Source organism: Rhizobium album (genome assembly GCF_003122325.1).
Classification (GTDB): domain Bacteria; phylum Pseudomonadota; class Alphaproteobacteria; order Rhizobiales; family Rhizobiaceae; genus Metarhizobium; species Metarhizobium album.
In genome coordinates this window covers 1-24,931 of sequence record NZ_QFBC01000007.1, presented here as the reverse complement: position 1 = coordinate 24,931, position 24,931 = coordinate 1, and the positions used below count along the sequence as shown (strand labels likewise).

Annotated in this window: 33 protein-coding genes, 1 tRNA gene and 1 pseudogene; 13 read left to right on the top strand and 22 right to left on the bottom strand. The window is 58.4% G+C overall.

Features of this window, described 5'->3' with window-relative positions; all coding sequences use genetic code 11:
- Window position 1: 1 nt before the first annotated feature.
- Complete coding sequence (gene lptM / locus DEM27_RS16350; RefSeq protein ID WP_109459549.1) at window positions 2-193, bottom strand: LPS translocon maturation chaperone LptM; 192 nt, start codon at window positions 191-193, stop codon at window positions 2-4.
- A 78-nt stretch (window positions 194-271) separates the two neighbouring features.
- Complete coding sequence (argH, locus tag DEM27_RS16345; protein WP_109459320.1) at window positions 272-1,675, bottom strand: argininosuccinate lyase; 1,404 nt, start codon at window positions 1,673-1,675, stop codon at window positions 272-274.
- Between the two features lie 24 nt (window positions 1,676-1,699).
- On the opposite strand from argH, the gene tlpA reads away from it, so the two are divergent.
- Both tlpA and DEM27_RS16335 read left to right on the top strand, forming a co-directional pair.
- Entirely contained in the window at window positions 1,700-2,362 is a 663-nt protein-coding gene (gene tlpA, locus DEM27_RS16340; protein WP_109459319.1) for a thiol:disulfide interchange protein TlpA, read from the top strand.
- Between the two features lie 28 nt (window positions 2,363-2,390).
- A complete protein-coding gene (locus DEM27_RS16335; protein ID WP_109459318.1) occupies window positions 2,391-3,008 on the top strand; it encodes a glutathione S-transferase in 618 nt (205 codons plus the stop codon).
- Window positions 3,009-3,068: 60 nt separating this feature from the next.
- On the opposite strand, the gene DEM27_RS16330 is transcribed toward DEM27_RS16335, so the two are convergent.
- From DEM27_RS16330 to DEM27_RS16300, 7 genes are all read right to left on the bottom strand, one after another.
- Window positions 3,069-3,941, bottom strand: coding sequence for a 3-hydroxybutyryl-CoA dehydrogenase (locus DEM27_RS16330; protein WP_109459317.1), 873 nt, complete (start codon window positions 3,939-3,941; stop codon window positions 3,069-3,071).
- A 150-nt stretch (window positions 3,942-4,091) separates the two neighbouring features.
- Window positions 4,092-5,021 carry an electron transfer flavoprotein subunit alpha/FixB family protein gene (locus DEM27_RS16325; RefSeq protein ID WP_109459316.1) on the bottom strand — a complete coding sequence of 310 codons (930 nt, stop codon included), beginning with the start codon at window positions 5,019-5,021 and terminating at the stop codon, window positions 4,092-4,094.
- Window positions 5,022-5,048: 27 nt separating this feature from the next.
- The gene (locus tag DEM27_RS16320; protein WP_109459315.1) at window positions 5,049-5,798 is read right to left on the bottom strand and encodes an electron transfer flavoprotein subunit beta/FixA family protein; all 750 of its coding nucleotides are present in this window, start codon (window positions 5,796-5,798) and stop codon (window positions 5,049-5,051) included.
- A 152-nt stretch (window positions 5,799-5,950) separates the two neighbouring features.
- On the bottom strand, window positions 5,951-6,727 hold the full coding sequence (locus tag DEM27_RS16315; protein WP_109459314.1) for a rhomboid family intramembrane serine protease: 777 nt from the start codon (window positions 6,725-6,727) through the stop codon (window positions 5,951-5,953).
- A gap of 128 nt (window positions 6,728-6,855) precedes the next feature.
- The gene (locus DEM27_RS16310) at window positions 6,856-7,434 is read right to left on the bottom strand and encodes a cob(I)yrinic acid a,c-diamide adenosyltransferase (protein WP_109459313.1); all 579 of its coding nucleotides are present in this window, start codon (window positions 7,432-7,434) and stop codon (window positions 6,856-6,858) included.
- 122 nt (window positions 7,435-7,556) lie between these two features.
- Window positions 7,557-7,754 carry a twin transmembrane helix small protein gene (locus DEM27_RS16305; RefSeq protein WP_109459312.1) on the bottom strand — a complete coding sequence of 66 codons (198 nt, stop codon included), beginning with the start codon at window positions 7,752-7,754 and terminating at the stop codon, window positions 7,557-7,559.
- Window positions 7,755-7,785: 31 nt separating this feature from the next.
- Entirely contained in the window at window positions 7,786-8,619 is an 834-nt protein-coding gene (locus DEM27_RS16300; RefSeq protein WP_109459311.1) for an SDR family oxidoreductase, read from the bottom strand.
- Between the two features lie 82 nt (window positions 8,620-8,701).
- On the opposite strand from DEM27_RS16300, the gene DEM27_RS16295 reads away from it, so the two are divergent.
- Window positions 8,702-9,622: a YihY/virulence factor BrkB family protein gene (locus DEM27_RS16295; RefSeq protein ID WP_109459310.1), complete on the top strand. Its 921-nt coding sequence runs from the start codon at window positions 8,702-8,704 to the stop codon at window positions 9,620-9,622.
- On the opposite strand, the gene gluQRS is transcribed toward DEM27_RS16295, so the two are convergent.
- A complete protein-coding gene (gluQRS, locus tag DEM27_RS16290) occupies window positions 9,587-10,471 on the bottom strand; it encodes a tRNA glutamyl-Q(34) synthetase GluQRS (protein ID WP_109459309.1) in 885 nt (294 codons plus the stop codon). The genes DEM27_RS16295 and gluQRS overlap by 36 nt on opposite strands.
- A gap of 57 nt (window positions 10,472-10,528) precedes the next feature.
- Between gluQRS and DEM27_RS16285 the strand changes: the two genes are divergently transcribed.
- Window positions 10,529-11,170, top strand: coding sequence for a DNA-3-methyladenine glycosylase family protein (locus DEM27_RS16285; protein ID WP_109459548.1), 642 nt, complete (start codon window positions 10,529-10,531; stop codon window positions 11,168-11,170).
- Between the two features lie 103 nt (window positions 11,171-11,273).
- Entirely contained in the window at window positions 11,274-11,831 is a 558-nt protein-coding gene (locus DEM27_RS16280; RefSeq protein ID WP_109459308.1) for an HNH endonuclease, read from the top strand.
- A 6-nt stretch (window positions 11,832-11,837) separates the two neighbouring features.
- Here DEM27_RS16280 and DEM27_RS16275 read toward each other — a convergent pair whose 3' ends face one another.
- Window positions 11,838-12,353, bottom strand: coding sequence for a disulfide bond formation protein B (locus DEM27_RS16275; RefSeq protein ID WP_109459307.1), 516 nt, complete (start codon window positions 12,351-12,353; stop codon window positions 11,838-11,840).
- Between the two features lie 244 nt (window positions 12,354-12,597).
- On the opposite strand from DEM27_RS16275, the gene DEM27_RS16270 reads away from it, so the two are divergent.
- Window positions 12,598-12,682: transfer RNA gene (locus DEM27_RS16270), tRNA-Leu, on the top strand.
- A gap of 505 nt (window positions 12,683-13,187) precedes the next feature.
- On the opposite strand, the pseudogene DEM27_RS35210 reads toward DEM27_RS16270, so the two are convergent.
- The 7 genes and pseudogenes from DEM27_RS35210 to DEM27_RS16240 form a co-directional block, all read right to left on the bottom strand.
- Window positions 13,188-14,198: pseudogene (locus DEM27_RS35210) on the bottom strand (recombinase family protein); the annotation flags it as partial.
- 2 nt (window positions 14,199-14,200) lie between these two features.
- Entirely contained in the window at window positions 14,201-14,614 is a 414-nt protein-coding gene (locus tag DEM27_RS16260) for a hypothetical protein (protein ID WP_128755522.1), read from the bottom strand.
- 69 nt (window positions 14,615-14,683) lie between these two features.
- Window positions 14,684-15,178: a hypothetical protein gene (locus tag DEM27_RS16255; RefSeq protein ID WP_109459305.1), complete on the bottom strand. Its 495-nt coding sequence runs from the start codon at window positions 15,176-15,178 to the stop codon at window positions 14,684-14,686.
- A gap of 11 nt (window positions 15,179-15,189) precedes the next feature.
- Entirely contained in the window at window positions 15,190-17,193 is a 2,004-nt protein-coding gene (locus DEM27_RS16250) for a type IV secretory system conjugative DNA transfer family protein (protein WP_109459304.1), read from the bottom strand.
- Window positions 17,190-17,576 (bottom strand): hypothetical protein, encoded by a 387-nt coding sequence (locus DEM27_RS16245; RefSeq protein ID WP_109459303.1) that lies wholly within the window; start codon window positions 17,574-17,576, stop codon window positions 17,190-17,192. The genes DEM27_RS16250 and DEM27_RS16245 overlap by 4 nt, the downstream gene beginning before the upstream one ends.
- Window positions 17,573-17,728, bottom strand: a complete 156-nt coding sequence (locus tag DEM27_RS34045; protein WP_165823459.1) for a hypothetical protein — start codon at window positions 17,726-17,728, stop codon at window positions 17,573-17,575. Before DEM27_RS34045 ends, DEM27_RS16245 begins: the two co-directional genes overlap by 4 nt.
- 260 nt (window positions 17,729-17,988) lie before the next feature.
- Window positions 17,989-18,174 carry a hypothetical protein gene (locus tag DEM27_RS16240; protein WP_109459302.1) on the bottom strand — a complete coding sequence of 62 codons (186 nt, stop codon included), beginning with the start codon at window positions 18,172-18,174 and terminating at the stop codon, window positions 17,989-17,991.
- 145 nt (window positions 18,175-18,319) lie between these two features.
- On the opposite strand from DEM27_RS16240, the gene DEM27_RS16235 reads away from it, so the two are divergent.
- From DEM27_RS16235 to DEM27_RS16220, 4 genes are all read left to right on the top strand, one after another.
- Complete coding sequence (locus DEM27_RS16235; protein ID WP_109459301.1) at window positions 18,320-18,994, top strand: hypothetical protein; 675 nt, start codon at window positions 18,320-18,322, stop codon at window positions 18,992-18,994.
- A complete protein-coding gene (locus DEM27_RS16230; protein WP_128755521.1) occupies window positions 18,945-19,406 on the top strand; it encodes a hypothetical protein in 462 nt (153 codons plus the stop codon). The genes DEM27_RS16235 and DEM27_RS16230 overlap by 50 nt, the downstream gene beginning before the upstream one ends.
- Window positions 19,403-19,819 (top strand): ankyrin repeat domain-containing protein, encoded by a 417-nt coding sequence (locus tag DEM27_RS16225; RefSeq protein WP_109459299.1) that lies wholly within the window; start codon window positions 19,403-19,405, stop codon window positions 19,817-19,819. The genes DEM27_RS16230 and DEM27_RS16225 overlap by 4 nt, the downstream gene beginning before the upstream one ends.
- Window positions 19,820-19,910: 91 nt before the next feature.
- A complete protein-coding gene (locus tag DEM27_RS16220) occupies window positions 19,911-20,642 on the top strand; it encodes a hypothetical protein (RefSeq protein WP_165823458.1) in 732 nt (243 codons plus the stop codon).
- Between the two features lie 896 nt (window positions 20,643-21,538).
- On the opposite strand, the gene DEM27_RS16215 is transcribed toward DEM27_RS16220, so the two are convergent.
- Window positions 21,539-22,192: a recombinase family protein gene (locus DEM27_RS16215; protein WP_109459297.1), complete on the bottom strand. Its 654-nt coding sequence runs from the start codon at window positions 22,190-22,192 to the stop codon at window positions 21,539-21,541.
- Between the two features lie 90 nt (window positions 22,193-22,282).
- Between DEM27_RS16215 and DEM27_RS16210 the strand changes: the two genes are divergently transcribed.
- The 3 genes from DEM27_RS16210 to DEM27_RS16200 are packed head-to-tail and all read left to right on the top strand — an operon-like array spanning window position 22,283 to window position 23,679.
- Complete coding sequence (locus tag DEM27_RS16210) at window positions 22,283-22,627, top strand: hypothetical protein (RefSeq protein ID WP_109459296.1); 345 nt, start codon at window positions 22,283-22,285, stop codon at window positions 22,625-22,627.
- Window positions 22,624-23,391, top strand: coding sequence for a hypothetical protein (locus DEM27_RS16205; protein WP_109459295.1), 768 nt, complete (start codon window positions 22,624-22,626; stop codon window positions 23,389-23,391). Before DEM27_RS16210 ends, DEM27_RS16205 begins: the two co-directional genes overlap by 4 nt.
- A 57-nt stretch (window positions 23,392-23,448) precedes the next feature.
- The gene (locus DEM27_RS16200) at window positions 23,449-23,679 is read left to right on the top strand and encodes a hypothetical protein (RefSeq protein ID WP_109459294.1); all 231 of its coding nucleotides are present in this window, start codon (window positions 23,449-23,451) and stop codon (window positions 23,677-23,679) included.
- A 1-nt stretch (window position 23,680) separates the two neighbouring features.
- Here DEM27_RS16200 and DEM27_RS16195 read toward each other — a convergent pair whose 3' ends face one another.
- The 3 genes from DEM27_RS16195 to DEM27_RS16185 form a co-directional block, all read right to left on the bottom strand.
- The gene (locus tag DEM27_RS16195) at window positions 23,681-23,971 is read right to left on the bottom strand and encodes a type II toxin-antitoxin system RelE/ParE family toxin (RefSeq protein ID WP_109459547.1); all 291 of its coding nucleotides are present in this window, start codon (window positions 23,969-23,971) and stop codon (window positions 23,681-23,683) included.
- Window positions 23,964-24,230: a type II toxin-antitoxin system ParD family antitoxin gene (locus DEM27_RS16190; protein WP_109459293.1), complete on the bottom strand. Its 267-nt coding sequence runs from the start codon at window positions 24,228-24,230 to the stop codon at window positions 23,964-23,966. The genes DEM27_RS16195 and DEM27_RS16190 overlap by 8 nt, the downstream gene beginning before the upstream one ends.
- A gap of 68 nt (window positions 24,231-24,298) precedes the next feature.
- The gene (locus DEM27_RS16185; protein ID WP_109459292.1) at window positions 24,299-24,784 is read right to left on the bottom strand and encodes a hypothetical protein; all 486 of its coding nucleotides are present in this window, start codon (window positions 24,782-24,784) and stop codon (window positions 24,299-24,301) included.
- Window positions 24,785-24,931 lie beyond the last annotated feature (147 nt).

The window sequence follows — 24,931 nt, the reverse complement described above, 5'->3', positions numbered from 1 at the left end:
GTCAGAGAAGAGGATCGAGAATGAAGGGCTTGTCCGCCACCGGTGCGGCCCCGGTGTTCGACCTCTGGTTCTGCTTGTCGACCGGCGTGCTCGGCGGATCGAGATCGCCGCGACGGCCACATCCGCTGGCAACCAGGCCGACGACGGAGAGCACCGCCGCCGCACGGATGAGAGTTCGCAAGGTCATCGGCATGAAATCCTCTTCGGAAACTTGAAAAAGCCGGTCCTTCATAGCGAAGTTTCCCGGCCTTGTTGAGACACAAAAGCGGGATCAGGTCTGCTGGCGCCACCAAGCGATCTGCCGGCGGACCTGATCCGGCGCGGTGCCGCCATAGCTGACACGGCTGGCGACCGAAGCCTCCACCGTCAGCACGTCGAAGATCTTTGCGGTAACGGCGGGATGGATCGCCTGCAGTTCTTCCAGCGACAGCTGGGCCAGCTCGCAGCCCTTGCTTTCGGCCAGCGCCACGGCGCGGCCGGTGACATGGTGGGCGTCGCGGAAGGGCAGGCCCGCCTCGCGCACTAGCCAGTCCGCCAGGTCGGTGGCGGTGGAATAGCCGGAGCCGGCCGCCGCTTTCATCCGGTCGGTGCGGATGGTCATGTCGCGCACCATGCCGGTCATCGCGGCGATGGCGAGTTCCAGGCTCTCGGCGGCGTCGAAGACCTGTTCCTTGTCTTCCTGCATGTCCTTGGAATAGGCGAGCGGCAGGCCCTTCATGACGGTCAGAAGCGCGATCAGCGAGCCGTTGATGCGGCCGGTCTTGGCGCGCACCAGTTCGGCGGCGTCGGGGTTCTTCTTCTGTGGCATGATCGAGGAGCCGGTGGAGAAGGCGTCCGACAGGCGGATGAAGCCGAATTGCGGCGTCGACCAGATGACGATCTCTTCGGCGAGCCGCGACAGATGGGTGGCGGCGATTGCCGCGATCGCCAGGAATTCCAGCGCGAAATCGCGGTCGGAGACCGTGTCGATCGAATTGCGGGTCGGCTCGCGGAAACCGAGCGCCTTGGCCGTCATGTGCCGGTCGATGGGGAAGCCGGTGCCGGCAAGGGCCGCGGCGCCGATCGGGCTTTCGTCGAGATGTTCGATGGCGTGGCGCACGCGCTGCCGGTCGCGGCCGAACATTTCGACATAGGCCATGCAGTGGTGGCCAAAGGTCACCGGCTGGGCGGTCTGCAGGTGGGTGAAGCCGGGCATGACGGTGTCGGCATGTTCTTCGGCGCGGTCGAGGAAGGCGGCGATCAGGGCGGTCAGCGCCTTTTCGGTCTTCTCCAGCTCTTCCTTGACCCAGAGGCGGAAGTCCAGCGCCACCTGGTCGTTGCGCGAACGGGCGGTGTGCAGGCGCCCTGCCGAAGGGCCGATGAGGGTGGCGAGCCTGGCCTCGACATTCATGTGGATGTCTTCGAGGCGGCGGGAGAATTCGAAGTTGCCGCTTTCGATCTCCTGTTGGATCGCCTGCAGGCCTTCAACTATTTTTGTCTTGTCTTCTTCGGCGATAATGCCCTGATGCGCCAGCATCGTCGCATGCGCGATTGAGCCGCGGATATCCTGGGCGAAAAGCTTCTTGTCGAAACCGATCGAGGCATTTATCTCCTCCATGATCGCGTCCGGACCGGAGGCGAAGCGTCCGCCCCACATCTGGTTGGAGGATTTGGTGTCCGAGGTGCCGTCAGCCATGCGATGCCTATCCTGGAGAATGACATGACAGCAAAAAACCCCCTTAGGCTTCCCTCTGTCAAATTGATCGCGATCGCCGCGGTTGCGGGACTGATCGCCGGTGCGGCAGCGGTATACGTGAAGGGCATGGGGTCTGGCAATGGCGAGGCGCAATCTGCCGCCGCCGCGCAGTGCGAAGCCGCCAAGGGCAAGGTGGCATCGCTCTCCTCGCTCGCCAAGGGGCAGGTGGCGGCGATGGTCGGCGTCAACGAACCGCGCAAGCTGCAGTCGCTCGCCTTCAAAGGGGCGGAAGGCCAGGACCTGACGCTCGACAGTTTCGGCGGCAAGACGGTTCTGCTCAATCTCTGGGCCACCTGGTGTGTGCCCTGCCGCGAAGAAATGCCGGCGCTGAACACGCTGCAGAAGGAACTCGGCAGCGAAAAATTCGAGGTCGTCGCCGTCAACATCGACACCGGCGACGACGAGAAGCCCAAAACCTTTCTCAGCGAGACCGGTGTCGACACGCTCGGTTTCTACCGCGACAGCAGCATGGGCGTCTTCAACGCCCTGAAGAAGGAAGGCCTGGCCTTCGGCCTGCCGGTGACCCTGCTTGTCGACGACAAGGGCTGCCTGATCGGTTCGATGAACGGCCCGGCTGCCTGGGACAGCGAGGATGCCAAGGCGCTGGTGCGCGGCGCGCAGAGCTGATTGATCCATTCATGACGAGGGAAACACGATGAAGATCTGGGGCAGGACGAATTCCAATAATGTCAAGAAGGCGCTTTGGTGCGCCGAAGAGATCGGGCTTTCCTATGAGCGCATCGACGCCGGCGGTGTCTTCGGTGTCGTCAACGAGCCCGCCTACCGCGCCCTCAATCCGAACGGGCTGGTGCCGGTGCTCGAAGATGGCGATACGGTGCTGTGGGAATCGAACACGATCGTGCGTTATCTTGCGGCGCGTTATGGCGCCGGCACCCTGCTGATCGAAGATCCCGCGGCGCGGGCGCAGGCGGAAAAATGGATGGACTGGACGCTCGGAACGGTTGTCCGGCCGTTCGTCGACGTGTTCTGGGGCATGGTGCGCACACCCGAGGCGCAGCGGGACATGGAGAAGATCAAGGCCGGCATCGCCGCCTGCAACCAGGTTCTGGCGATTGCCGATGCTGAGCTGGCCAGGCAGCCCTACCTTTCAGGCGAAAGTTTCGGCATCGGCGACATTCCGCTCGGCGTGCTGGCTTACGGCTGGTTCGGTATGCCGATCGAACGCGCCGACCTGCCGGCGCTCAAGGCATGGTATGACCGGCTGACGGAGCGGCCGGCCTATGGCAAGGCGGTAATGATACCGCTCACCTGAGGCATCTTCCTCTTCCCCACTCAGGGAAAAGAGGTTCCGGCTATCGTCGCTCCGGTGGGATCAGCGCGTCGGAACCGGCTTTTCGCCGCGATAGTCGTAAAAACCGCGACCGGACTTGCGGCCGAGCCAGCCAGCCTCGACATATTTCACCAGCAACGGGCAGGGGCGATACTTGCTGTCCGCCAGGCCGTCGTGCAGCACCTGCATGATGGAGAGGCAGGTGTCGAGGCCGATGAAATCGGCGAGCTGCAGCGGACCCATGGGATGGTTGGCGCCGAGCCGCATGGCGGTATCGATCGCCTCGACACTGCCGACGCCTTCATAGAGCGTGTAGATCGCCTCGTTGATCATCGGCAGCAGGATGCGGTTGACGATGAAGGCCGGGAAATCCTCGGCGACGGTGATCGTCTTTTCGAGCGCGCTGACATAGGCCTTGGCGGCGGTAAAGGTCGGTTCATCGGTGGCGATGCCGCGCACCAGCTCCACGAGCTTCATGACCGGCACCGGGTTCATGAAATGGATGCCCATGAAGCGCTCCGGCCGGTCGGTGGCCGAGGCAAGGCGGGTGATCGACAGCGACGAGGTGTTGGTGGCGAGGATCGCCTCGGGTTTCAGAACCGGGCAGATCTGCGCGTAGATCTTGCGCTTGACGGTTTCGTCCTCGGTGGCGGCTTCGATGACCAGATCCATCGGCGCCAGGTCGTTGACGTCGTTCGAGCCGCTGATCAGCGCCAGCGCCTTGCTGCGTTCCTCGTCGGTCATCTTGCCGTGGGTGACCTGGCGGGCCAGGTTGCCGTTGATGGTGGCGAGGCCGGCTTCGATGCGATCCTGGGCGACGTCGTAAATATGGACCTTGTATCCAGCCGCAGCCGAGACATGGGCGATACCGCAGCCCATCTGACCCGCGCCGATAATTCCGATATTCCTGATCATATGCCTTCCCTTGTCGTCCGAAGCAGTCGGCACGCTTTATCGCCGAAACAAAATTGCCGGGCTGTTAAGACAGCCCGGCAAAATTGATAGTCCGGCGATAAAATTTTTTCCAGTTTTTATTCGCAATCGCAAAAAACTGGCTTTGATGCCTCAAAGCGCCTTCTGCAGTTCCGGCAGCACGTCGAACAGATCGCCGACGAGACCGTAGTCGGCCACCTGGAAGATCGGCGCTTCCTCGTCCTTGTTGATGGCGACGATAACCTTGGAGTCCTTCATGCCGGCAAGGTGCTGGATGGCGCCGGAAATGCCGCAGGCGATGTAGAGCTGCGGCGCGACCACCTTGCCCGTCTGGCCGACCTGCCAGTCGTTCGGGGCGTAACCCGCATCGACGGCGGCACGGGAGGCGCCGACAGCGGCACCGAGCTTGTCGGCGACCGGCAGGATGACTTCCTGGAACTTTTCCGACGAGCCGAGCGCGCGGCCGCCCGAGATGATGATCTTGGCGGAGGTCAGTTCCGGACGATCCGACGACGACAGCGCGTCGCCGACATGGCTGGACAGGCCCGGATCGGCCGCAGCAGCCACCGTCTCGATTGCCGCGCTGCCGCCCTGATCGGCGGAAGCGAAGGAGGCGGTGCGCACCGTGATCACCTTCTTGGCGTCTGTGGCCTGAACGGTCTGGATGGCGTTGCCGGCATAGATCGGACGCTTGAACGTGTCGGCCGAAACGACTTCGGTGATTTCCGACACCTGCATGACGTCGAGCAGCGCTGCGACGCGCGGCATGACGTTCTTGGCGACCGAGGTGGCGGCGGCGATGATCGTGTCGTAGGCGGGCGCCAGCGAGACGATCAGCGCTGCCAGCGGTTCGGCAAGGTTGTGGCCGAGCGCGGCGTCGTCGGCAACCAGCACCTTGGAAACGCCGGCAAGCTTGGACGCCGCTTCGGCGGCAGCGCCGGCACCGGAACCGGCGACCAGCACGTGCACGTCGGAGCCGATCTGGCTGGCGGCCGTCAGCGCCTTGGCGGTCTGGTCGGAAAGGTGGGCATTGTCGTGTTCGGCGAGAAGAAGAATGGCCATATCAATAAACTCCCTGGATCTTTCCGATCAAAGCACGCCGGCTTCGTTCTTCAGCTTGTCGACCAGTTCGGCGACGGACTTGACCTTGACGCCCGCCTTGCGGCCTGACGGCTCCTCGGTCTTCAGCACTTTCAGGCGCGGCGTGGTGTCGACGCCGAAATCGGCCGGGGTCTTCTTGTCGAGCGGCTTCTTCTTGGCCTTCATGATGTTCGGCAGCGAGGCGTAGCGCGGCTCGTTGAGGCGCAGGTCGGTGGTGACCACCGCCGGCAGCTTGACCGCGATCGTCTGCAGGCCGCCATCGACTTCGCGGGTGACGGAGGCCTTGTCGGCGCCAAGCTCGATCTTCGAGGCAAACGTGCCCTGGGCCCAGCCGAGAAGGGCAGACAGCATCTGGCCGGTCTGGTTCGAATCGTCGTCGATCGCCTGCTTGCCGACGATGACCAGGCCGGGCTGTTCGGTTTCGGTAACACCCTTGAGGATCTTGGCGACGGCGAGCGGCTCGACCAGTTCGTCGGTCTCGACCAGCACGGCGCGGTCGGCGCCCATGGCAAGCGCGGTGCGCAGGGTTTCTTCGGCCTTGGCCGGCCCGATCGACACCACCACGACTTCCGAAGCCTTGCCGGCTTCCTTCAACCGCAGCGCTTCCTCGACCGAGATTTCGTCGAACGGATTCATCGACATCTTCACGTTCGCAAGCTCGACGCCGGAGCCATCCGCCTTGACGCGGATCTTGACGTTGTAATCGACAACGCGCTTGACGGGCACTAAGATCTTCATCTGGTCCTTCCTTCAACAACTCCGCAGAAAATGCGCTTTCAGAGGTTCATCTGATTGTCAGTTGGCGACATGGATACGCGTTTTTCCCCCAAACACAACGGCTGTGCGTCGCATATGGGCGGATTTTCCGCAGTTTCGGGATGACTGCTGGTCTAGCCGCGGCCCCAATGCGGCGGCGTCCTGGTTTCGCCGGCGAGGGGGTCGGCCGGCGCCTCGGCGTGGCGTACGGCCTTCGGCGTGACGATGCTGGTGTCGAAGAGCGGCACGCCCCGGCGACGCATGAACAGGACGAGGATCGCCCCGGCGATGATGCCGCCGACATGGGCCCCCCAGGAAATCCGCCCCTCCGTATCCGTCAGCAGCATGAAGAACTGCTGGCCGACCCAGAAGAGCAGCGGGATGAAGGCCGGCAGCGGCAGCGGAAAGCGAAACAGCACCAGCACCCAGACCCGCACCTTGGGATGCAGCATCATGTAGGCGGCGACGACACCGGAGATCGCTCCCGACGCCCCGACCAGCGGCGCCTCGGACGACGGGCTCAGCAGGCCGTGGAAAAAGGCGCCGGCGACGGCGCAGGCGAGATAGAAGACGAGAAAGCGGAAGTGCCCCATGGCGTCCTCGACATTGTCGCCGAAAACCCAGAGGAACAGCATGTTGCCGGCAAGATGCCAGAAGTCGAGATGCAGGAAGGAGTAGGTGAGATAGGTGGTGTTGTGCGGCACCAGGGCCAGGTCCGGCGGCAGGTAGGCATAGTTGAAGGCGACGGCCGGGATATAGCCGAGGCCGATGGTGGCCGCGTCATTGACCGTTTCCGGCGCGAGGAGGCCGGTGAACAGCCAGACCAGGCAATTGGCCGTGATCAACGAGATCGTCACATATTGCAGCTTGATGTATTTCAGGGAATTCTTGTCGTGCAGCGGTATGAACACCCCGGTCCCCCTCGAGATTTTTCCGAAGCCTCAGGCGATCCCGGATTCGCCTGCATGCCCGGATCCTTGATTGCTCAGGCCGTCGTGGCAAAACCGCTGCCATGCCCGATGCGACCTGCTGTCGCACCCTAGCGGTTTTTTCCCGGAACCCAAAGCATATCCGTCCGGCCCTTGTCGTTATGATGACGGGCGGCGACGAACAGAAAATCGGAGAGGCGATTGATATATTTCAGTGCGACGGGGCTGACCGTCTCGCCGTCGCTGCGCGACAGGGCGACCATGATCCGCTCGGCACGCCGCGAGACGGTGCGCGCCATGTGCAGCGCGGCGGCGGCGGGCGAGCCGCCGGGGAGGATGAAGGATTTCAGCGGCTGCAGGTCGGCGTTGAGGCGATCGATTTCCGCCTCCAGCCGCTCCACCTGCGCCTCGACGATGCGCAGCGGCTCGTAGTCGAGCGGCTTGCCGGTATCGGGCGTGGCGAGATCGGCGCCGAGATCGAAGAGATCGTTCTGGATACGCTCCAGCATCGCGTCGAATTCGCCGTCGCCAGTGGTGTGCAGGCGCGCCATGCCGAGCCAGGAATTGGTTTCGTCCACCGTGCCGTAGGCTTCGATGCGCAGATCGTCCTTGCGGCGGCGCGGCCCGGAGACCAGGCCGGTGGTGCCGTCGTCGCCGGTCTTGGTGTAGATCTTGTTCAGCTTGACCACGCGAGAGCCCCCTTGTCGCATCCTGGCGAAAGCAATTCCAGCAAAGCCTACTGCTGTTTTGCGCAAAAACAAAAAGATAGAGCGTTTTCGCGGTTCGGAGAAATGCGGAAAACTCTATACCGTCAGCGTCCGCCGCCCGTCAGCCACAGCGTCAGCATGATCAGCGCGATGGCGACCGCCTGCAGCACGATGCGCATCTGCATCAGCTTGTTGGAAAGGTTGGGGCTGCCGCCCTTCATCATGTTGAACAGGCCGCGGATCAGCACGAGCGCGACGAGGCCCATGACGGCGAGGGCAAGGATCATCGTAAAACTGGACATCGGTCCAAAATACCCTTTCTTTCAGCGCGCTTCAATCGAGCCAGCGCATGAGTCGGTAGAACAGATCGGCGGGAAGGAAACGCTTGAGCAGGACGCCCTGCTTGGCCGGCGTCGTCACCGGATAATGCGGACGGGGGCGCTTTGCGGTCAAGGCGTGCCTGAGCACGTCATACACCGCTTCCGGGCCGAGTTTATGGCGGTTGACCGGCCCTGTGCCATTAAGTCGCGCCAGCTGGCGTTTGTATTCGACGGCATGGGCGGAGTTTTCGAGATCGATATTGGCCTCGATGTGTTTCAGCGCCGTCGCAGTGAAGCAGGAGGTGATCGGGCCGGGTTCGATCAGGCTGACATGGATGCCGCTGCCCTGCAGTTCCATGCGCAGCGTGACCGACAGGCCTTCGATCGCAAATTTCGAGGCGGTGTAGGCGCCGCGAAACCGGTAGGGCACGAGGCCGAGGATCGACGAGCATTGCACGATGCGGCCGTGTCCCTGCCTGCGCATATAGGGGATGACCTGGCGGGTCAGTTCGTGCCAGCCGAAGACGTTGGTCTCGAACTGGGCACGCAAGGTTTCGGTGGAGAGATCCTCGACGGCGCCCGGCTGGCCGTAGGCGCCGTTGTTGAACAGCGCGTCGATGCGGCCGCCGGTGCGCTCGGCGACGGTGGCGACCAGTGCCGTGATCGTCTCCGCCTGCGTATAGTCCATGATCAATGCTTCGATGCCGTCCGCTTCCAGCATCGCCCGGTCTTCCTCGCGGCGCACGGTGGCGAAGACACGCCAGCCATCCGCCTTCAGCGCCCGGGCGCAATGGGCGCCGATGCCGGTGGAGCAGCCGGTGATGATGATCGCGGGGCGGTTCGTCATGGAATGATTCCTGTACAAAGCGCAGCCGGTTTCCCATATTCCCGCCAGACTGACAATGCGGATGCCGAAGCCTGGAGGGCGGATGCCGAAGTTCCTGCGAGTGGCGTACAAGGTATGCTTCGACGCCTTCTACCATTTCAGCGATGACGATGGCTGGGCGATGGCGAGCCATGTGGCGCTGTCGATCCTGCTTGCGGTGTTTCCTTTCCTGATCTTCGGGACGGCGCTGGCGAACTTCCTCGGTGCCGACCAGTTTTCCGATACCGCCGTGCACCTGATCTTCGACACCTGGCCGGAGGCGATCGCCAAACCCCTGTCCGACCAGGTGCAGCAGGTGCTGACCATTCCGCGCGGCGGCCTTCTGACGATCTCCGTGCTGGCGGCCGCCTATTTCGCCTCCAACGGCGTCGAAGCGCTGCGCATCTCGCTCAACCGCGCCTATCGCCAGGCCGAGACGCGCCGCTGGTACGTCACGCGGCTGGCGAGCCTCGGTTACGTCGTCATCGCCGTGATGATCTTCACGGCGATCAGCATCGCGCTGGTTGCCGTTCCGGTGGCGCTGCGCTTCACCGAGCGCCGCCTGCCGTGGATGACGGAGGTTCTGGAGACGGTGTCGAGCTGGAGCATCTACGGCACCATCATCGTGCTGATCGGCGGGCTGATCTTTTCGCATCTCTGGCTGCCGGCGGGCCGGCGCGGCATTCTCGACGTCATGCCCGGTATCCTCCTGACATTGCTCGCCTGGTCGGCGGGGGCCTTCGTCTTCGCCTATTACATCGCCACCTTCGCCAACTACACTGCCACCTATGCCGGCCTTGCCTCGGTGATGATCGTCATCGTGTTCCTTTACATGGTGGGGGTGATCTTCATCCTGGGGGCGGAAGTGAATGCGGCGCTGATGAAATACCGGGTGCTGGAGCGCATTTCACGGCGGCTTTTTGCTGAGGAGAGGGAAAAGGCGTCGATGTCAAAGGCCGACGAGACGGCGGATGTCGGCGGGTGAGGCACCCGCTTGCCGCAAGGCGCTGAGGCCCGTATCGCCAAAACTCTTGGAGAGCTTGCGGCCGTCGGGTCCGGGGATCAGCCGGTGATGGTGGTAGACGGGTGCCGGCAGGCCGAGCAATTGCTGCAGCAGCCGGTGCACCGATGTCGCATGGAAGAGATCGAGGCCGCGTACCACATGCGTCACGCCCTGCAGCGCATCGTCGAGGCTGACGGAAAGGTGATAGCTCGACGGCGCGTCGGACCGGGACAGCACGACATCGCCCCAGGCGGCGGGATCGGCCGCGATCGTCCCCGTTTGGCCATCGCCGGTTTCCTGCCAGGAAAGCGGCGCATCGAGGCGGGCGATCGCCGCGGCCATGTCCAGGCGCCAGGCGTGCTTCATGCCACAGGCGAGCCGTTTCTGCCGCTCTTCCATCGGCAGGCCTCTGTCGGACGGCGGGTAATGCGGCGAGCCGTCCGGATCGCGCGGCCAGGGCCGGCCTTCGCGGGCCTCGAAGGCGGCGACATGGGCCTTGACCTCGCCGCGGGTCATGAAGGACGGATAGACAAGCTCCGCTGCAATCAGGCCGTCGAGTGCCGCACGATAGTCGCCAAAATGGTCCGATTGCCGCCGTGGCGGCTGTTCGAATTCGATGCCGAGCCAGTCGAGATCGCTGAGGATGGCGGCTTCGAGCGCCGGCGTGCAGCGGCTGAGGTCGATATCCTCGATGCGCAGCAACAGCCGCGCGTCGAGCGCCTGCGCCATGTTCTGATTGAGAAGGGCGGAGAAGGCATGGCCGAGATGCAGGAGGCCGTTCGGGCTCGGTGCGAAACGGAAGACGGGTTTTTGACGCAGACTGTCGATCATGCTTTCTTCTGCCACGAAAATTCGGCGCCGGCCAAGGGCCGGGCCAGGGGGAGACGCATGCAGACGATCCGCAGCCTTGACGATGTTGCCGCCGGCCTTACGGCCTTGCGGTCGATCGATCCGCGGCTGTCGGCGGTGATCGACGCATCGGGCCCGGTTCCGCTGCGGCTTGACAGGCCGGGATTTGCCGGGCTGGCGCAGATCATCGTTTCGCAGATGGTGTCGAAGGCCAGTGCCGCGGCGATCTGGCGCCGCATCGAGGCGGCGAGCGGAACGGCAACGGCATCCGCCTATCTCGAAGCCTGCAAGGGGCCGGATGGTTTCGGGCTGTCGCGTGCCAAGGCGGATACGCTTGGCCGCATCGCCGCAGCCGTACAGTCCGGCGTCCTCGACCTCGAGACGGCATCGTCGCTGGATGCGAAGGAGGCGTTTGCGCTGCTGACCGGCATCAAGGGCGTCGGCCCGTGGACTGCGGAGGTCTATTTGATGTTTTGCGGCGGTCATCCGGATATTTTTCCGGGCGGCGACGTGGCGCTGCAGGCGGCGGTGGCGCATGCCTTCGGGCTGGAAAAGCGTCCTTCCGCCCGCGAGCTTGCAGGCCTTGCGGCGCTATGGGCGCCGTGGCGCTCGGTGGCGGCAAGGCTGTTCTGGGCCTATTACGCAACGCGGATGCGGCGCGATGCGCTGCCGCTTTTGTGAATCCCGTTCAGCCGTCAAGCTATTGCCGCAAGAGGGCTTCACAATGCTGTAACAACGCGCCTAATATACAGGAAGCAGATGCCGAATCGCTCAGGAGAGCCCCTTGACGATTGCAGTCTCACCCCAGGCCCTGCCTGCGCTCGTTCTGAACGCTGACTACCGGCCACTGAGTTATTACCCCTTGTCGTTGTGGTCCTGGCAGGACGCGATCAAGGCAGTGTTTCTTGATAGAGTAAACATCATCGCCGAGTACGAACATTCGGTGTCCTCGCCCAGTTTTTCGATGAGACTGCCGAGTGTTGTTTCCTTGAAGAACTACGTGCAGCCATCGCGTTTTCCCGCCTTTACACGCTTCAACGTCTTCCTGCGCGACCGTTTCGAATGCCAGTACTGCGGCTCGCCCGACGATCTGACCTTCGATCACGTCATCCCGCGTGCCCATGGCGGCGAGACGACGTGGGAAAACGTCGTGGCCGCCTGCGCGCCGTGCAACCTGCGCAAGGGCAGCAAGCTGACCAAGCAGGCCGGCATGTTTCCGGCGCAGAAACCCTATCAGCCGACGGTGCAGGACCTGCATAACAACGGCCGGCTTTTCCCGCCGAACTATCTGCACGAAAGCTGGATGGACTATCTCTACTGGGATACCGAGCTGCAGCCGTAAGCGGCTTCAGGCGGCCTTCCTGGCCCGCAGGCCGACGAAGGCGATCGCGGCAAGGATCACGCTGGCGATGACATTCCAGCCGGCAAAGGACAGCCTCAGAAAACGGCCGGCCGCTTCGGTGCAGGACGGCCCCTTGATAGTGTTGAGGTCGTCGAGAAGATTGCCGGCATCGGTGGTGACGGCGTTGACGGTGGTGGAGCAGGTGGTCGGGCCTTCCCAGAAATGCCACTCGACGCCCGAATGATAGACGCCCATTCCCGCACCGACGACCATCATGATGCCGGCGACGGCGAGCAGCAGCCGGGTGAGCCAGGAAGGTGCACCGAGCAGCGAGGAAAGAAACGCGGCGGCCGCAACAGGGATGCCGTAATAATAGGGCTCGCGTTCCAGAAGGCAGAGCATACAGGGAATATAGCCGCCGATATGTTCGAAACCGAGTGCCGACCCGACCGTCGCCGCCATGCCGAGCGCCAGGAGCCCGGATGCGATGGTCTGCGTGCGATTGCCGGTGGTGGACGTCATGGCGGTGTTTCCAGTGGGCTTGCGCACGGGGCGCCTTTGAAAAAGCTCGGATCTCTAGAGATCTGACGCGCTTTTAGGCCCGGTGCGACCAGGAGTAAATGCTTGTCGCTCACGCTGGCCGCGCCGCGCCGAAAAACTTTTCGTGAGGTGCGGCATGATCCGCTTCCTCCATGAAAATTTTGAAAATGCCGGTTGACCGACAGGCCTTCATTCGTATAGTCGCCGCACTGTAAGCGCCTCACACGCGGGTGTGGTGGAATTGGTAGACGCGCCGGACTCAAAATCCGGTTCCGAAAGGAGTGTCGGTTCGACCCCGACCACCCGCACCATTTGTTCTTTGCTCATGTTTGAGCCTCCTAACATTTTGAATGGCATGGATATTTGCGCGGTTTGATAACCTTCGCCGCGCATGTAGGACAGTCTTTCGGAGAAGACGAGTTTTAGAACCGCACGACGGTCTTCCAAACGGGGTGATTCCCATAGTTTGCAAGGGTTTGCGAGAAAATCGAATGCGGTTCGATAAGTCTCGCCAAAACTTTGGAGCGGCTTGCCGCAATGGGCGATCTTGTCCTTGAGCACCGCTTTCTGCATCTGAAGTTCCTTTATCTTTTTTTCATAGGCAACGACGACTGAATCGCTCGTCGCATCGACAATGCGTTCCAAAAGCTGATCCACTTTCCGTTCTATCAGGCGAATGTCGTTTTCCACGGAAACGCTCTGCGTGTCGAAGCTGGCAAGCTTCGCGTCCCAGAGGTCGCGGAATATCTCGAACGCAAGGTGGAAGAGACCTTCGGATGGTTTGAGCGTGCGCAGCAGCACTTCAAAATCTCCTTCAATCTTTTCCTTGCGGATAGACTTCCGACTGACGGGGCATTTCGGAGTATCGCAGAGATAATAGGCATAGCGTGCGCTGCGTCCCTTCGACCAGCAGGCCGTCATAGGATTACCGCATGAGGCGCAACAGACAAATCCACGCAGCGGAAAATCCTCGTGGAGGTCTTTGCGGGCCGGAACCCTCGCCGTTTCGTTACGGCGCTCTTGTACACGCTTCCATGTTCCAAGACTGACGAGCGGTTCATGCTTCGCGGGAATGAGATTCAGCCCCCAGTCCTCTACGGTGATATGGGCGGCATAAACGGAACGGTCAAACATTTCGGCGACGCGTTCGACATGCACTTCGCCTTTCACGTCTTTCGGCCATGCGGGCTGTGCTTCGAGAAAGCGTTTTACTTCCGTAATTGTCTCGAAACGCCCGCTGGCATAGCCTTCGAGCGCATCGGCAATGATTGTTGCATATGGCTCGTTGCGCACGAGAAGTTTTCCATGCCCGGCAACACGCTCGTAACGGTATCCGAGCGGTGGATAAAATACCCAATAGCCGTTCATCACGCGGGAGCGCATCCGGTTCACGGTTTGCTCGCGATTCTTCTGGCGTTGGTGCTGCGAGACAGAGGCAAGCAGGTTCTCAACAAGGATGGAATCGGAATCCTCGCCGAACTCGATGGAAGGACTTTCGAGCTTGCCGCCAGCATTGGAAATCGCGGTGCGAAGCTGCAAATGCGCTTCCAGCCCACGGGCCAGCCTGCTTATGTCGTCAATCAATACGATGCAGCCTTGTGTCCGGTTCTTCTTCAAGAAATTGAGCATGTCGATCATGCCGGGGCGTGAGGCGCTGCTGCCACTTATGTCGTCGCGGAAAACATTCACAACCTGATAATCCTTATAGGATGCATACTCGCGGCAGCGTGTTTCCTGACTTGCAAGACCGTCGCCTTCGGTTTTCTGTTTTTGTGATGAAACACGGCAGTAAATAACCGCCTTTGTGAGTGTGTTCTCCTTGCGCATGATTACCTCTTTTTCTGCCTGCGCTTCTTGGCCGAGAGGTTGAAAGCATCGGACAGGTTATGACTGGATGTGGAATTGTTGTTTGAGAGTGATGGTATCACAGTGGAATCACCGGATTCATCTTTTGCTTCCGGCTTCTCCACCGCAAGCTGCACGGAATCCTCGCCGAAAGCGCGATCCACAAAGCTTTGCATGATGTTCCACACCGTGCGCAGCAGTTCCGTTTTCTCATGTTCCGGCAGATCGAAATGCGCCACATGGCGGCGGTATTTTTCCAGATCGGCGGAAGAAGGGGCGAACACGCCGGACGCCGCATCGCATCCGGCTTTGGGTGCGGCGGCAGAATGAAACAATCCTACCGCGCCGCTTTCCATTTTCGCCCTGCCTCGCCGTTTCCTTTTCTGTTTAAACTTCATCTGCCCTTCCTCATTCAGGGCATTGCAAGAATAGTAGGGGAACAACTCTCGCAATGCAAGAATAAATTCCTACATCTTGTGTTTGTACTTCTGGTGCAGGGAGGTGGATTTCTCATGGAAGATCAGATGCAGCGGATCGACTTGCTTGTACCCGCCGAGATAGCGGGCGATACGAATATCGCCGAGCTTTTCCATCCGTGCCGTCAGCCGCTCCTTGAGAAGAAGGGCGGCATAATCCCGGGCTTCCTTGATCGTATCACGCGGTACAGCCCAATTCGGGGCCGGATGATTGGCATGGGGCGCATTCCAGCGTTCGAGGATTTTACGGGTTTCGCGTGAATGCCAGACGGGGGCGGATTTGCGCATGTGCTGGATCATGCGGCTTTCCAGACCGTTGATATAGGCGACGAGTGCATCCCCCGTCAGATCGCCGTCCGCCCGCTGTTTTACGGAGGGGCGCTTGGGATAGGTATTTGTGTCACTGGTGGATGTGTCGAGAATTTTCTGCGTGTCGGCGCTGGCGTTAAACGCACGCACCAGCGCACCGTGAGGCGGGCGGGCCATGGCAATCTCCGTTAGTTCGAGGACAGGAAAAGGAAAAGCGGGCAGGAGCCGCCTTCGGGAAGGATCGTGCGCCCGTGTGGGCCGACATAATCGCAGCGGCGGTAATAGGGATTGTCGTGCCGCCCTACATACTCGTAGGAAAAACGCAGATGCGGCAGCGGCACGTCCAGCGGCCCAATGCTCCATAAGGCAAGCAGGGGTGGTAGCCACAGCATGTGCCGCAGGCGCACCAGCGGAACGCGGCGGGGCTTGCGTCCCGCACATGGGGCGGCAGGATAGGTCACGCCCTCAATGACGGGCTTGCCGCCTTTGCCCTTTGCCGGATAGCGGATCGCGAAGGCGGGCGCTCCCTTGAGCGCTGTGCCTTCCAGCGGGTTCGCCGCAACCTCATCCCGCCACGGCGTGACGCGCCCGTAATCGAGCAGCGTCAGGCGCATGGGGCGCTGACCGCGTACGAATACCCATGCGGAATTGCGGGGCATCGCCAGAATCTCGTCCGGCATCATGACGGAACGGCCAAGCTCGCGGCTGGAAACGCTGATGTCCTTTACATCCGCCTGAAACGAATAATCGCGCCGCCGGATTGTCGCCTGCGCCAGCATATCGGAGACATGGCGGGCACGATCAAAGGAATTGAGTCCCGCATAGATGCGCACATCACTGTAGGATTCCATAGCGGCGGCCGCTTCCCTGCCAAGCTTGCGGACAAGGCCGTTGAAGGACTGGATATAAAAATCCGCCGAAACCTTGAGGCCCCGCATTGTCTCCATATCCGAAACAATGTCTGTATAGCGGTAGTTCAGGGCTTCTTCCCCGACAATATGCACCGGATGGCCGGACGGATTGCGTTTTGCCGATTCCATCAGCGCATGATTGAGCAGGGATACCAGCGGGGCGAAGTCCCGCGTATGGGAAAGCGGCGACATCACGAAGACGGCAATCTGCCGCTTCCTGACATCGGCGATGTTGACGCTCGCCGTGCGGCCATAGCCCGCCATGCGCCCGCCGTGATTGAACGAAAGCAGGGGCTGCGTTGCGCCTTCCATGAAGGAGTTGGCGTGTTCGGCGTTTTTCTCGAACTTGTCGAGCAGGTTGGCAGCTTCCGTTTGCAAGAAGACGGTAATCGGGTCTTTCGGGAATTGCCGCGTAATCTCGTGCCGCAGCTTGATGAGCCGCAGCCGGAATTTTTGCGGATCGTTCAGCAGAGCGAAAATATCGGAAGGCGTGCAATGGGCGGGATTGAGTAGGGCTTCACTCAATATGCCGATGGTGATGCAGCGCCGTTGCCCATTGCGGAAGAAAAAATTCTTGGAATCCCCTTCCTTCGGCTCCGGCAGATGCAGTTCCGCCAGATCGAGCGTCAGCTTGATCGTATCTTTCCGAAACTCGCCCTTGTCGTGGCAGGCGTCGATGATGGGTTGATAGAGATTGATTTCAGTATCGGGGCAAATATCGGCATGGCGCTTTGCCGGATTGATGCACCAGACTTCCACGCCCATATCGCGCAGCGCCTTTGCCAGCATCGGCGCAAGCTCGCATTTCACGTCGGGAATGAACAAGCTTTTGCCGAGCCGCGCCTGATGCAGGATGCTGCCTGTTACAAGGCACACAGTCTTGCCGCTACCTGGCGGTGCCTCGATCAGGCTGAACGGCGTTCTGGGCGGGGCGAAGACGGGCAGCGTTTCATCCTTCAGGCCGAGGAAATTGCCGCTCGCCGGATCGTCCATGCCGCAGGCGGCGATTTCCTGCCATTCGGCTTCGCGGCCCGTGCCGTGGTCGGTCGAAGCCTCTTCCGCCTTGGCGAGGTTCTTGCGCAGGCGGTAATCCTTCACCAGAAGAATTGCCGCTTTCACGCCGGAGATCGCGGCGACAGCGGCGCAGGTTCCTGCCGCCGTCATCTGGACGAAGCCTGCCCCCATTGAGGGGGCGAGCGCCCATGCGATGCTTCCCGCCGTTCCGGCGAGAAGCGCATTCATATTGATGGGGGCGGCTTTGGGGCGGACAGGAATGCTCATGCGTCGCCTCCCTGCCGCCAGATCATGGCGCGTTCGACGGCGGCGCGGACAGAGCGCAGACGGGCAACAGGGCCGAAGCTCATGGCGACCTCGTCGTCGCGCAGCGCCAGCGAATGCACCCGCAGCACTCCGAAGACGAGCGAGGCGGCAATCGCGCAGGCCGACACGGCAACCAGCGTTACCGCTTCCGAAAGATGCAGGTAGCGCCAGAAGCCGAACGTGAAGCCGATCAGCCCCGCCGCAGGCAGGCCGACGAACAGGACGAGCGGCCTTTGCACCGAGACATATTCGACCCGTTCGAGTGCATAGGTTTTGCGGGGTGTGCGCAGCAGCGTTTCCGTGACGCGGAAGCCGCCGCCTTCATAAAAGACAGGTCGGTTCATCGCGCACCTTCCTTGCCCGTGCAAAGGCCCGCCGCGTAGGTCTGGCGCATGCGGTCGTCAAAGGCTTTGACGGGCGCGGGGCGGATCATGCCGAGCGTGCCGGAAAAGATCGCCCATTCCGTGCGCGTTTCAGCAATTGCCGCATCCGCCACGCAGCCGCAGACATCGCCCGCCCTGCCGAGGTCGGTGGCGGTTTCCGCCTTGATCGCCTCCAGAGCGCGGTTGTAGTGCTCGATGGCCTGACGCTTTTGTTCCTCATATTGGCAAGGGGCAGTTCAATGGCTGCATCGAAGCCGAACAGCCGTCCAAGGCCGGAGCGGTTCAGTTCTTCCATCATCGGATTATTCTGGAAGGCGCGAAGCTGCGCTGCCGCCAGTTCCTTTGAGGAATCCATAGGGGGAGCGGCAAGGGATTACGCCTTGTCCTGCGCCGCTTGCAATGCCCATTCGTTGTGACGGGCTTCGCACGCGGGCATATGGTCGGCGCGAACGACACGAGCGGCCACTTCCGGTCCGATAACGAGATAGTTGGCACCAGCCCACAAGACAGCCGCCGCAACGGCGGCTTTGGGGGCAATGTCGGATAAGTGATTGAGCATCGGTTTCTCCTGCACTGGGGGTTGCATTGGCCGGAGAAGCGCGAAACGATGAAGCGAAGAATCGAACCGCGTTTTTCCGGTTCAATTCCAATAATCACTGGTTTGAAGATTGTCCGAGACAGAGTTGTAACAAGCGGGGACGGCGGTGGCGGGCGCAGTACGCGGGAAGTATGACGTATATGCCTATCAGCGGGTTATTCAGAAAGTCAGCGCCATCGTGAAAGCGCATCCACACTTGAAAGGTGGTGGGATCGCCGCTGCGATCAGCGAATGGCGCAATGTCCCGTTTCATCGTGAATACATGGCGCGGTTGCGAAATTACAAATTCGCAGACCCGCATGTTGATGTCATCATTGACTGGATCGTTGCGCATCACGACCCCAAATTCCGTACGAAGCTGTCACCGGACAGCATTTTCTCACAAGTCGGCGAAAGCTCATTCGATTTCTATTTTCATCTTTCGCAGATGGACGATTACGACAACTGGGAAGAGGAAGTGCTCAAGACGTTCGAGGGTGTCTATATCTGTGCCGCTGCACAGGATCGGCACTCTTATCTGCCGATGACGATGGTACGGCACTTCTTCGAGAACAAGGCGGCATACGACGATAAGGAGAAGCTTAAACGCTCCTTGGACATCAAGCAGTATATTGCCGAGCGCAGCATTCTGATTTTACGCGCAACCCCAATGGGCTACTATCACGCTGCCGAGTTCCCGCTATCGCTACTGTTTCCGCCGGATTTTGTGACGCTTGATGTCCGGCAGGTTTATGAAGGCATCGGAATCGCTTCTGGGAACAGCATTCACCTTTTTTCGTGAATGCTTGTCCCGTACCGGAAAGCTTCATTCCATCCTGATCACTTTGAACGGCAAGCACGAGGCCGACAATCCGCATGGTATTCCGCTCTATACAGAGCCGGAGGTGCGGCAGTACGTCCGGCAGGAATGGCAACAAATGGGGGCGGCTGATCTTGAGCACATGAAGCGCGAGTTTGCGCAAAGCTTCGATCTTGGCCTGCATCTCGAAGGGCAGGCCCAAGTCAATCTGTCGCCTGTACCGGATGTGAAAAACCGCGTCGTGATGATCTACCCGCGTGAATATGTTTATCACCGTAAGCCAGCGGACTTTTTGCGCCATCCTGATCTTCATTTTATCCTGCCGGATTTGAAGAATGCCGAAGAGGTCGAGCGTCTAATCTCGAATCCGCTTGCCGTTGGGAGCCTGCTATGAGTTTGCAACCGAAACTAAAGCAATCCGTGCAAGCAAGTATTTTTGCTCGTTTCGATCCAATGGGCGGTGGCAAGCTTTCAGCCTATTCGCTTTTGCGGGCGGTTTATATGGATCAGGTGAGGGAAGCGGAAGCGGTATTGCGGGCTAGTCCCGAACAAATTAACCTTGGCGATCCCTATGCCAACCTTACGCCGTTGCACGTCGCGATATTTCGGCAGAACAGGGAGATCGTTGCCCTGTTGGTCAATCATCCGCGTTGCGATGTGTGGCAAAAGGATAATTTTGGGAGAACAGCTGTAGATATGCTTGTTTACACAAAGGAAAAACAAATCTTCGAATCAATAATAAATAAATCATATTCATTAAAATTAATATGTATAATTCATAAAAATGAATGCATGTCAGAGGTGTGAAACTGATAAAATAGAGGTGAAATAAAGATGATTATTATTCATCTAAAAAAGATAATATCATTTTTCTTTAAAATCATATATTCAGTTTTTTTTGTCTTTAAATACAAAAATAAAAGATATTGTTGCCGGAGCAATTACTTCATTTGTTGTGGGAATATTATATTTCATGTTTATTTCCGAATATGGATCTCCTTATAAGGATATTGTGTATCCTTATATTTACGAAGTAAACGATATTTTTGATATCACTATAATTGATACGCCCTTTTTGTCTGAATACGGCGAATATAAAAGTGATATGGGAAACGCGTGCGGGATAGAATTCAGTATAAATTTCTATATTACAAATAAACATGATGAAACAAAAAGAATAGACGAGCTGAAAATTAATATCCCATTTTCAAATACCATAGGTGAAGCAGCATCTATGCTCGCTATGCCAGACGAGGTGAAGTTTTATAATTCATTGTCCGATTACAAAAAGGAGGACAATTTTACAAAAATGCCGATTGTTATTAAAAAATATGAAAAATTATATGTTAAAGGGAAGTATATAGCAATTTTAGTAAATCATACCTATACAAACTACACTTACGCGGGTCATTGCGATATAATTGAAGACGGTGATAAAAGGATGGATATGCTAGACAAGGCTATAGGAGGGGTACCGACCATAGTTGGAAACAAAGACGCATCAAGGCCAGTAAATATAAATAGATTTTCTTCGAAAGGGGATCATAAATTAATTTTGTTAATGAAAATTAACAACGGACGATATTACGGAAATATAAATAGTAAGTTTGCGTATATGGACTTAAACTAGTCTATTTTTTTCTTTGAAAGATTTCTTGCTATTGTGGCGGTCGCAACAATCCCAACTGGAGTTCCAACTGCTGATCCAAACAATGATGAAAGACTTACAGTAATAATTATTCGGCTGCGGCGGCTGGGAAATCTGATTTAATCTTGTCTAGTATACTGACGCTTTTCATAAGCCAACTATACAAGAAATACTATATAATCGCAAATATATTTTATTATTTCGCCATAAAATCGAAATTTTAAATTGTATTAATTTTAACTATTTGAATATAGATCATTAAATTCTGTTGGAATGCGGTTGACTGTATTGTTGATGAGCATGTCTCCCGTAAATTACGTGATAATTGTTGTGCATTTCAGGTACTCGCCAGATGTGCGGTGGTAAACCGCGTCGCGGACCTCCGGTCCATTCGCGAGCTGTGCGGTGAACCGCCTCTTCACGCCACGTTGTGGCACTCGCAAGCTGTGTTTTGCTATGCAAAACGCTTGGCAAAGGGAACCCGCTGCGCGTTCCCGTCTGCACTCCCTCCGGCCATGGCGTTCATCGGCCTTGAGCCTCTTCACGCCATCCAATCGTATCGCCGATTGATCACTCGCACCGTCTGGCCGTTGCATCACCAATCAGGGAGCGTTCCTGCTACCCCGATACCCCATGACCAACCCTGCGCGGATTGGATGCCGTCCGCGTCTTGCCGCTGAACCACGCGCAGGTGAGATTGTCGCTCTCCCTGCACCCTTCGACCAAAGGGCGCATCCAGCCCCTTGGAACCCTGACCGCCGTTCCGTCTGCGGCATCCAGCACAGGGGAGGTTGCGGCTCCCCGTGACCCCATCGCTCCATCGCCCGCCCCGATCTGCTCTTGCAACCCTGACCAGCCGATCAGATCGGGGCTGGTCGTCATGCCGTGTGGTTCAGGGCGTGAGACAGCGTACCGCGCCCCACCTTCATTTCCTCTGCGAGCGCCGTGATGGTGGTTTGTGTCGTGCGCAGCCGTTTGCGCGCTTCCTTGATCTGACGATTATTCAGCTTTCGGGGGCGGCCCAAGACTTTGCCCCGTGCCCGTGCAGCCTCAAGTCCTTCCTTGGTGCGGCGCGATAGCATCCGCCGCTCCAGTTCCGCCCGTGCGCTTTGCATGACAAAGGAATAGTAGCCTTCATCCGAATTTGGGTCGATGGGGAAGTTTATCACGCGCATGCGGACACCCCGCATCGAAAGCATATGAAACTCGTTGAGGGCATCGCGGGTGTTTCGATAGGCGCGATCGATGTCGAGTATGATTAGCTCATCGCCAGAACGGAGCTTTCGGACAACCTTGTCATAGACGGGGCGGTCTGTGCTTGCAGCGGAAGCGGTTTCTACATGCAGCTCGTCGCACAATCTTTTCAGCACATGGGTTTGCCGATCATGCCTCTGCTTCTTGGTCGAAACCCGTAAATATCCGATTTTTCTCATATTTCCTGCCATTCGGGTAAATTTTCTCTGCCCGAACGCTATGCCCTGAAATCGTCCCTTTTTCCCTCGGCCAAAGCCACCCCGAAATGACTGCATCATTCAAAGTATCGGCAGTCCATAATTCTTCATCACAACTATAGAGTAACACAAATGAAGAATTTATGAAAATTGTTCAAAAATTGGACGTATATGACCCGCGCACGTAAACTGAAAATCTCCTCAATACTGGCTGGAAGCCTTGTATTTGCTATCGACAGCACGGCTTTCGCCGATCAGCAATTCGACGCGGATAAGGTGATGAAAGAAATGGATGAGGTGCAGAGATATACATATCTCGCAGGCGTCATCGAGGGACTGGCCGTTGCCCGCTACATGAAGGATGGAAAACAGTCGGCAGGAATGAACTGCATTTACGACTGGTTTTACGACGACAAAAGCACGGTGGACACGATTTATGCGGCCTTCCGCAAGTATGGAACCTATCCTCCCGGTTCCGTTGTAGATGTGCTGGCGAAACAGAAGTGCGGTGAATGATGCCAGCAACCCCACGCCGCTCATGGAAAGAAGATTTTGAACGGGCTTCCGATATCCGCGACGAGATTTATCGCCGTGAACAGTTAGCCCGCTTCGAAGCTCGCGAGCGCGAAAGGCAAAAGAACGAAGAAAGGGAAAATGATTTGCGCGACATGGAAATGTTCGCGCTAGTTCAAATGGCCTTCGCTTCACCCGAACAGGTCGCTGACTTCAAACTCCAATTGGACGACTATGACGCGAAAACCGTTGAAGCGCTGATCGAAAACGTAGATGCGCTCAAAATGGTGCAGCAGCGTCTGGATGATATGCTCGACCAAGCCTACACGCTGCCGGACGGACGCAAGGTCTTCAAGACGAAAGACGGCCAGCGCGTGTTCGATGAGCACGGGCAGGAGTTGTCAGTAGAGGTTGTCGATCCCAAACAGATTGATGATAGAAAACCCGCTTGGGAAACGTTCATGGCCGATGTGGAGGAGCGTAAGAGACTCCAGATAGAGCGCGGCGAATTGCTTGAGTATCAGGACAAGCTGGATACCGCCCGCGCCCGACTCGACAACGGAGAAATCACGACCAAAGAACTCGACGCGCTCAAGGGCGACCTCGAAAAATCCATGCCGGACGCGGTGCGGGCGAAGGTCGGCAACGACAGGCCGGAAGCCGAAAACACCAACAGCCAGAAACTCGAATCCAATGCGCCTGTGTTGCCGAACAACATGGACGCGCTCATGCGCCAGACAGGCTTTGGCGGACCGTCAGGGCCGTAGGGAAATCATTCTATCTTAAATTTGCAATGGCTTGCCGCTACGCGGTAGGCTTTGCGCATGAAACCTTATGACAGCCTCGATACCCTCTACGAATTTTTGAAATCCATAGAATCCATTGACGAGTTTTTTGAACGGAAAGAACCGCATTTCAATGACGCCGCGTCGAAGGCGATTGCTATTGCCATGATGGAAGAGGGAACCACGCCGGAGGATATGCTAGGCATCCTGAAATCCGAAGAACGGCAGAGATTTGCCGCCGAGCAGGATATGCGCCGCAAGCCGAATTGATTTACAGTTTCAGGCGGCGGACGCTGCGGCCATGGACTACGGCAAGGATCAGCACGCCGTCCCTTGTCGGCTCGTAAAGGATGACGTGGCTTTTGTGCTCGTGGCGGCGGATGCCTTCCGCGATCATCGGGGCAGGGCGGCCCATATGCGGTGTTTCCGCCAGCAGCTGAAAACAATGCTCCATATCATCCTTGTAAAGACGCGCCTGGCGCACCCCGAATTGCTCGATACCGTAAAGAAAAATTTCCAGAATTTCCGCTTCGGCCCTTTCTGTCAGCCTATAGCTATTCACGAACAACGCCCCTTGCCGAAGCTATGCGTTCGGCTTCCGCGAAAAGTTCATCCATGCTGCGCGTGCCGATACCGCTGGCCTTGGAATCCGCTACAATCTGGCGCAATTCTTCAAGGGTCAGTTCCTGTCCGCGCCGCGCACGGTCACGGCGCACAAGATCGCGCACATAATCGCTCGTGCTGGCGTATTCGCCTTTCTGGATTTGTGCCTCGATCCATTCTTTCATTGGATCGGGCAGAGAAACCGTCATCGTTGCCATATCAAAACTCCTCAATCTTTCTTCACGATACCATAAAATAGGAAAAATTCACAAATATTCTTATCTGCCTATAGCCGCAACCGATGTCTTTGACGCTTGCGCTGTGCATCGTCCTCCGGTCTTGCGGCCATCGTGAATTTCTGCGCAGGTGAAATCTCCCTGTAAATTCTGGTAATCTCATAGGTGTGAACACGGCGGGCAGCGAGGATTTCGCGCTGCAAGCGTTGGCGTTCTTCGAGTTGGCGTTCGATGAGCGCCTGCTTTTCCTTCGCGTCGCGCTCGGCAGCCGTGGCAGCTTCCTGTGCATTCTGGTCCCGCAGCTTGCCATTCTTGCCCGTCACGCGGTCCCACAGACCGCGAATGCCTTTGCGGAATCTGGCGCTGCGCTCGATTGCTTCCTGCGTCCAGCGCTCATCCTGCGAGGCTTGCAGGGCTTTTCTGTTAGCGCGATGGCATTCCACCATGGCAATGCGCTTGGCTTCCACGGCGTTTGCCGCTTGCGTGAAGTCTTCCGTGGCCGTTCGGGCGAAGCTTTGCAGCTTTTGCCGCTTCAAGCTGGCGGCATAAGTCTGTGGATCGTGTCCCAGGAGATGGTGTAGCTTCGGCGATCGCCGTGCCTTCCGGACAGAGCCGGGAATTGATCAGCTTGCTGCTGGCAGGCTGATGAGCGGATCATCGCTCATCGCGGCGATGGTTTCCAG

Coding starts and splice junctions, on each gene's coding strand:
- lptM (WP_109459549.1), bottom strand. CDS start 193: ATGCCGATGACCTTGCGAACTCTCATCCGTGCGGCGGCGGTGCTCTCC.
- argH (WP_109459320.1), bottom strand. CDS start 1,675: ATGGCTGACGGCACCTCGGACACCAAATCCTCCAACCAGATGTGGGGC.
- tlpA (WP_109459319.1), top strand. CDS start 1,700: ATGACAGCAAAAAACCCCCTTAGGCTTCCCTCTGTCAAATTGATCGCG.
- DEM27_RS16335 (WP_109459318.1), top strand. CDS start 2,391: ATGAAGATCTGGGGCAGGACGAATTCCAATAATGTCAAGAAGGCGCTT.
- DEM27_RS16330 (WP_109459317.1), bottom strand. CDS start 3,941: ATGATCAGGAATATCGGAATTATCGGCGCGGGTCAGATGGGCTGCGGT.
- DEM27_RS16325 (WP_109459316.1), bottom strand. CDS start 5,021: ATGGCCATTCTTCTTCTCGCCGAACACGACAATGCCCACCTTTCCGAC.
- DEM27_RS16320 (WP_109459315.1), bottom strand. CDS start 5,798: ATGAAGATCTTAGTGCCCGTCAAGCGCGTTGTCGATTACAACGTCAAG.
- DEM27_RS16305 (WP_109459312.1), bottom strand. CDS start 7,754: ATGTCCAGTTTTACGATGATCCTTGCCCTCGCCGTCATGGGCCTCGTC.
- DEM27_RS16300 (WP_109459311.1), bottom strand. CDS start 8,619: ATGACGAACCGCCCCGCGATCATCATCACCGGCTGCTCCACCGGCATC.
- DEM27_RS16295 (WP_109459310.1), top strand. CDS start 8,702: ATGCCGAAGTTCCTGCGAGTGGCGTACAAGGTATGCTTCGACGCCTTC.
- gluQRS (WP_109459309.1), bottom strand. CDS start 10,471: ATGATCGACAGTCTGCGTCAAAAACCCGTCTTCCGTTTCGCACCGAGC.
- DEM27_RS16285 (WP_109459548.1), top strand. CDS start 10,529: ATGCAGACGATCCGCAGCCTTGACGATGTTGCCGCCGGCCTTACGGCC.
- DEM27_RS16275 (WP_109459307.1), bottom strand. CDS start 12,353: ATGACGTCCACCACCGGCAATCGCACGCAGACCATCGCATCCGGGCTC.
- DEM27_RS16260 (WP_128755522.1), bottom strand. CDS start 14,614: ATGAAGTTTAAACAGAAAAGGAAACGGCGAGGCAGGGCGAAAATGGAA.
- DEM27_RS16255 (WP_109459305.1), bottom strand. CDS start 15,178: ATGGCCCGCCCGCCTCACGGTGCGCTGGTGCGTGCGTTTAACGCCAGC.
- DEM27_RS16250 (WP_109459304.1), bottom strand. CDS start 17,193: ATGAGCATTCCTGTCCGCCCCAAAGCCGCCCCCATCAATATGAATGCG.
- DEM27_RS16245 (WP_109459303.1), bottom strand. CDS start 17,576: ATGAACCGACCTGTCTTTTATGAAGGCGGCGGCTTCCGCGTCACGGAA.
- DEM27_RS16240 (WP_109459302.1), bottom strand. CDS start 18,174: ATGCTCAATCACTTATCCGACATTGCCCCCAAAGCCGCCGTTGCGGCG.
- DEM27_RS16230 (WP_128755521.1), top strand. CDS start 18,945: ATGAAGGCATCGGAATCGCTTCTGGGAACAGCATTCACCTTTTTTCGT.
- DEM27_RS16225 (WP_109459299.1), top strand. CDS start 19,403: ATGAGTTTGCAACCGAAACTAAAGCAATCCGTGCAAGCAAGTATTTTT.
- DEM27_RS16215 (WP_109459297.1), bottom strand. CDS start 22,192: ATGATGCAGTCATTTCGGGGTGGCTTTGGCCGAGGGAAAAAGGGACGA.
- DEM27_RS16210 (WP_109459296.1), top strand. CDS start 22,283: ATGACCCGCGCACGTAAACTGAAAATCTCCTCAATACTGGCTGGAAGC.
- DEM27_RS16205 (WP_109459295.1), top strand. CDS start 22,624: ATGATGCCAGCAACCCCACGCCGCTCATGGAAAGAAGATTTTGAACGG.
- DEM27_RS16200 (WP_109459294.1), top strand. CDS start 23,449: ATGAAACCTTATGACAGCCTCGATACCCTCTACGAATTTTTGAAATCC.
- DEM27_RS16190 (WP_109459293.1), bottom strand. CDS start 24,230: ATGGCAACGATGACGGTTTCTCTGCCCGATCCAATGAAAGAATGGATC.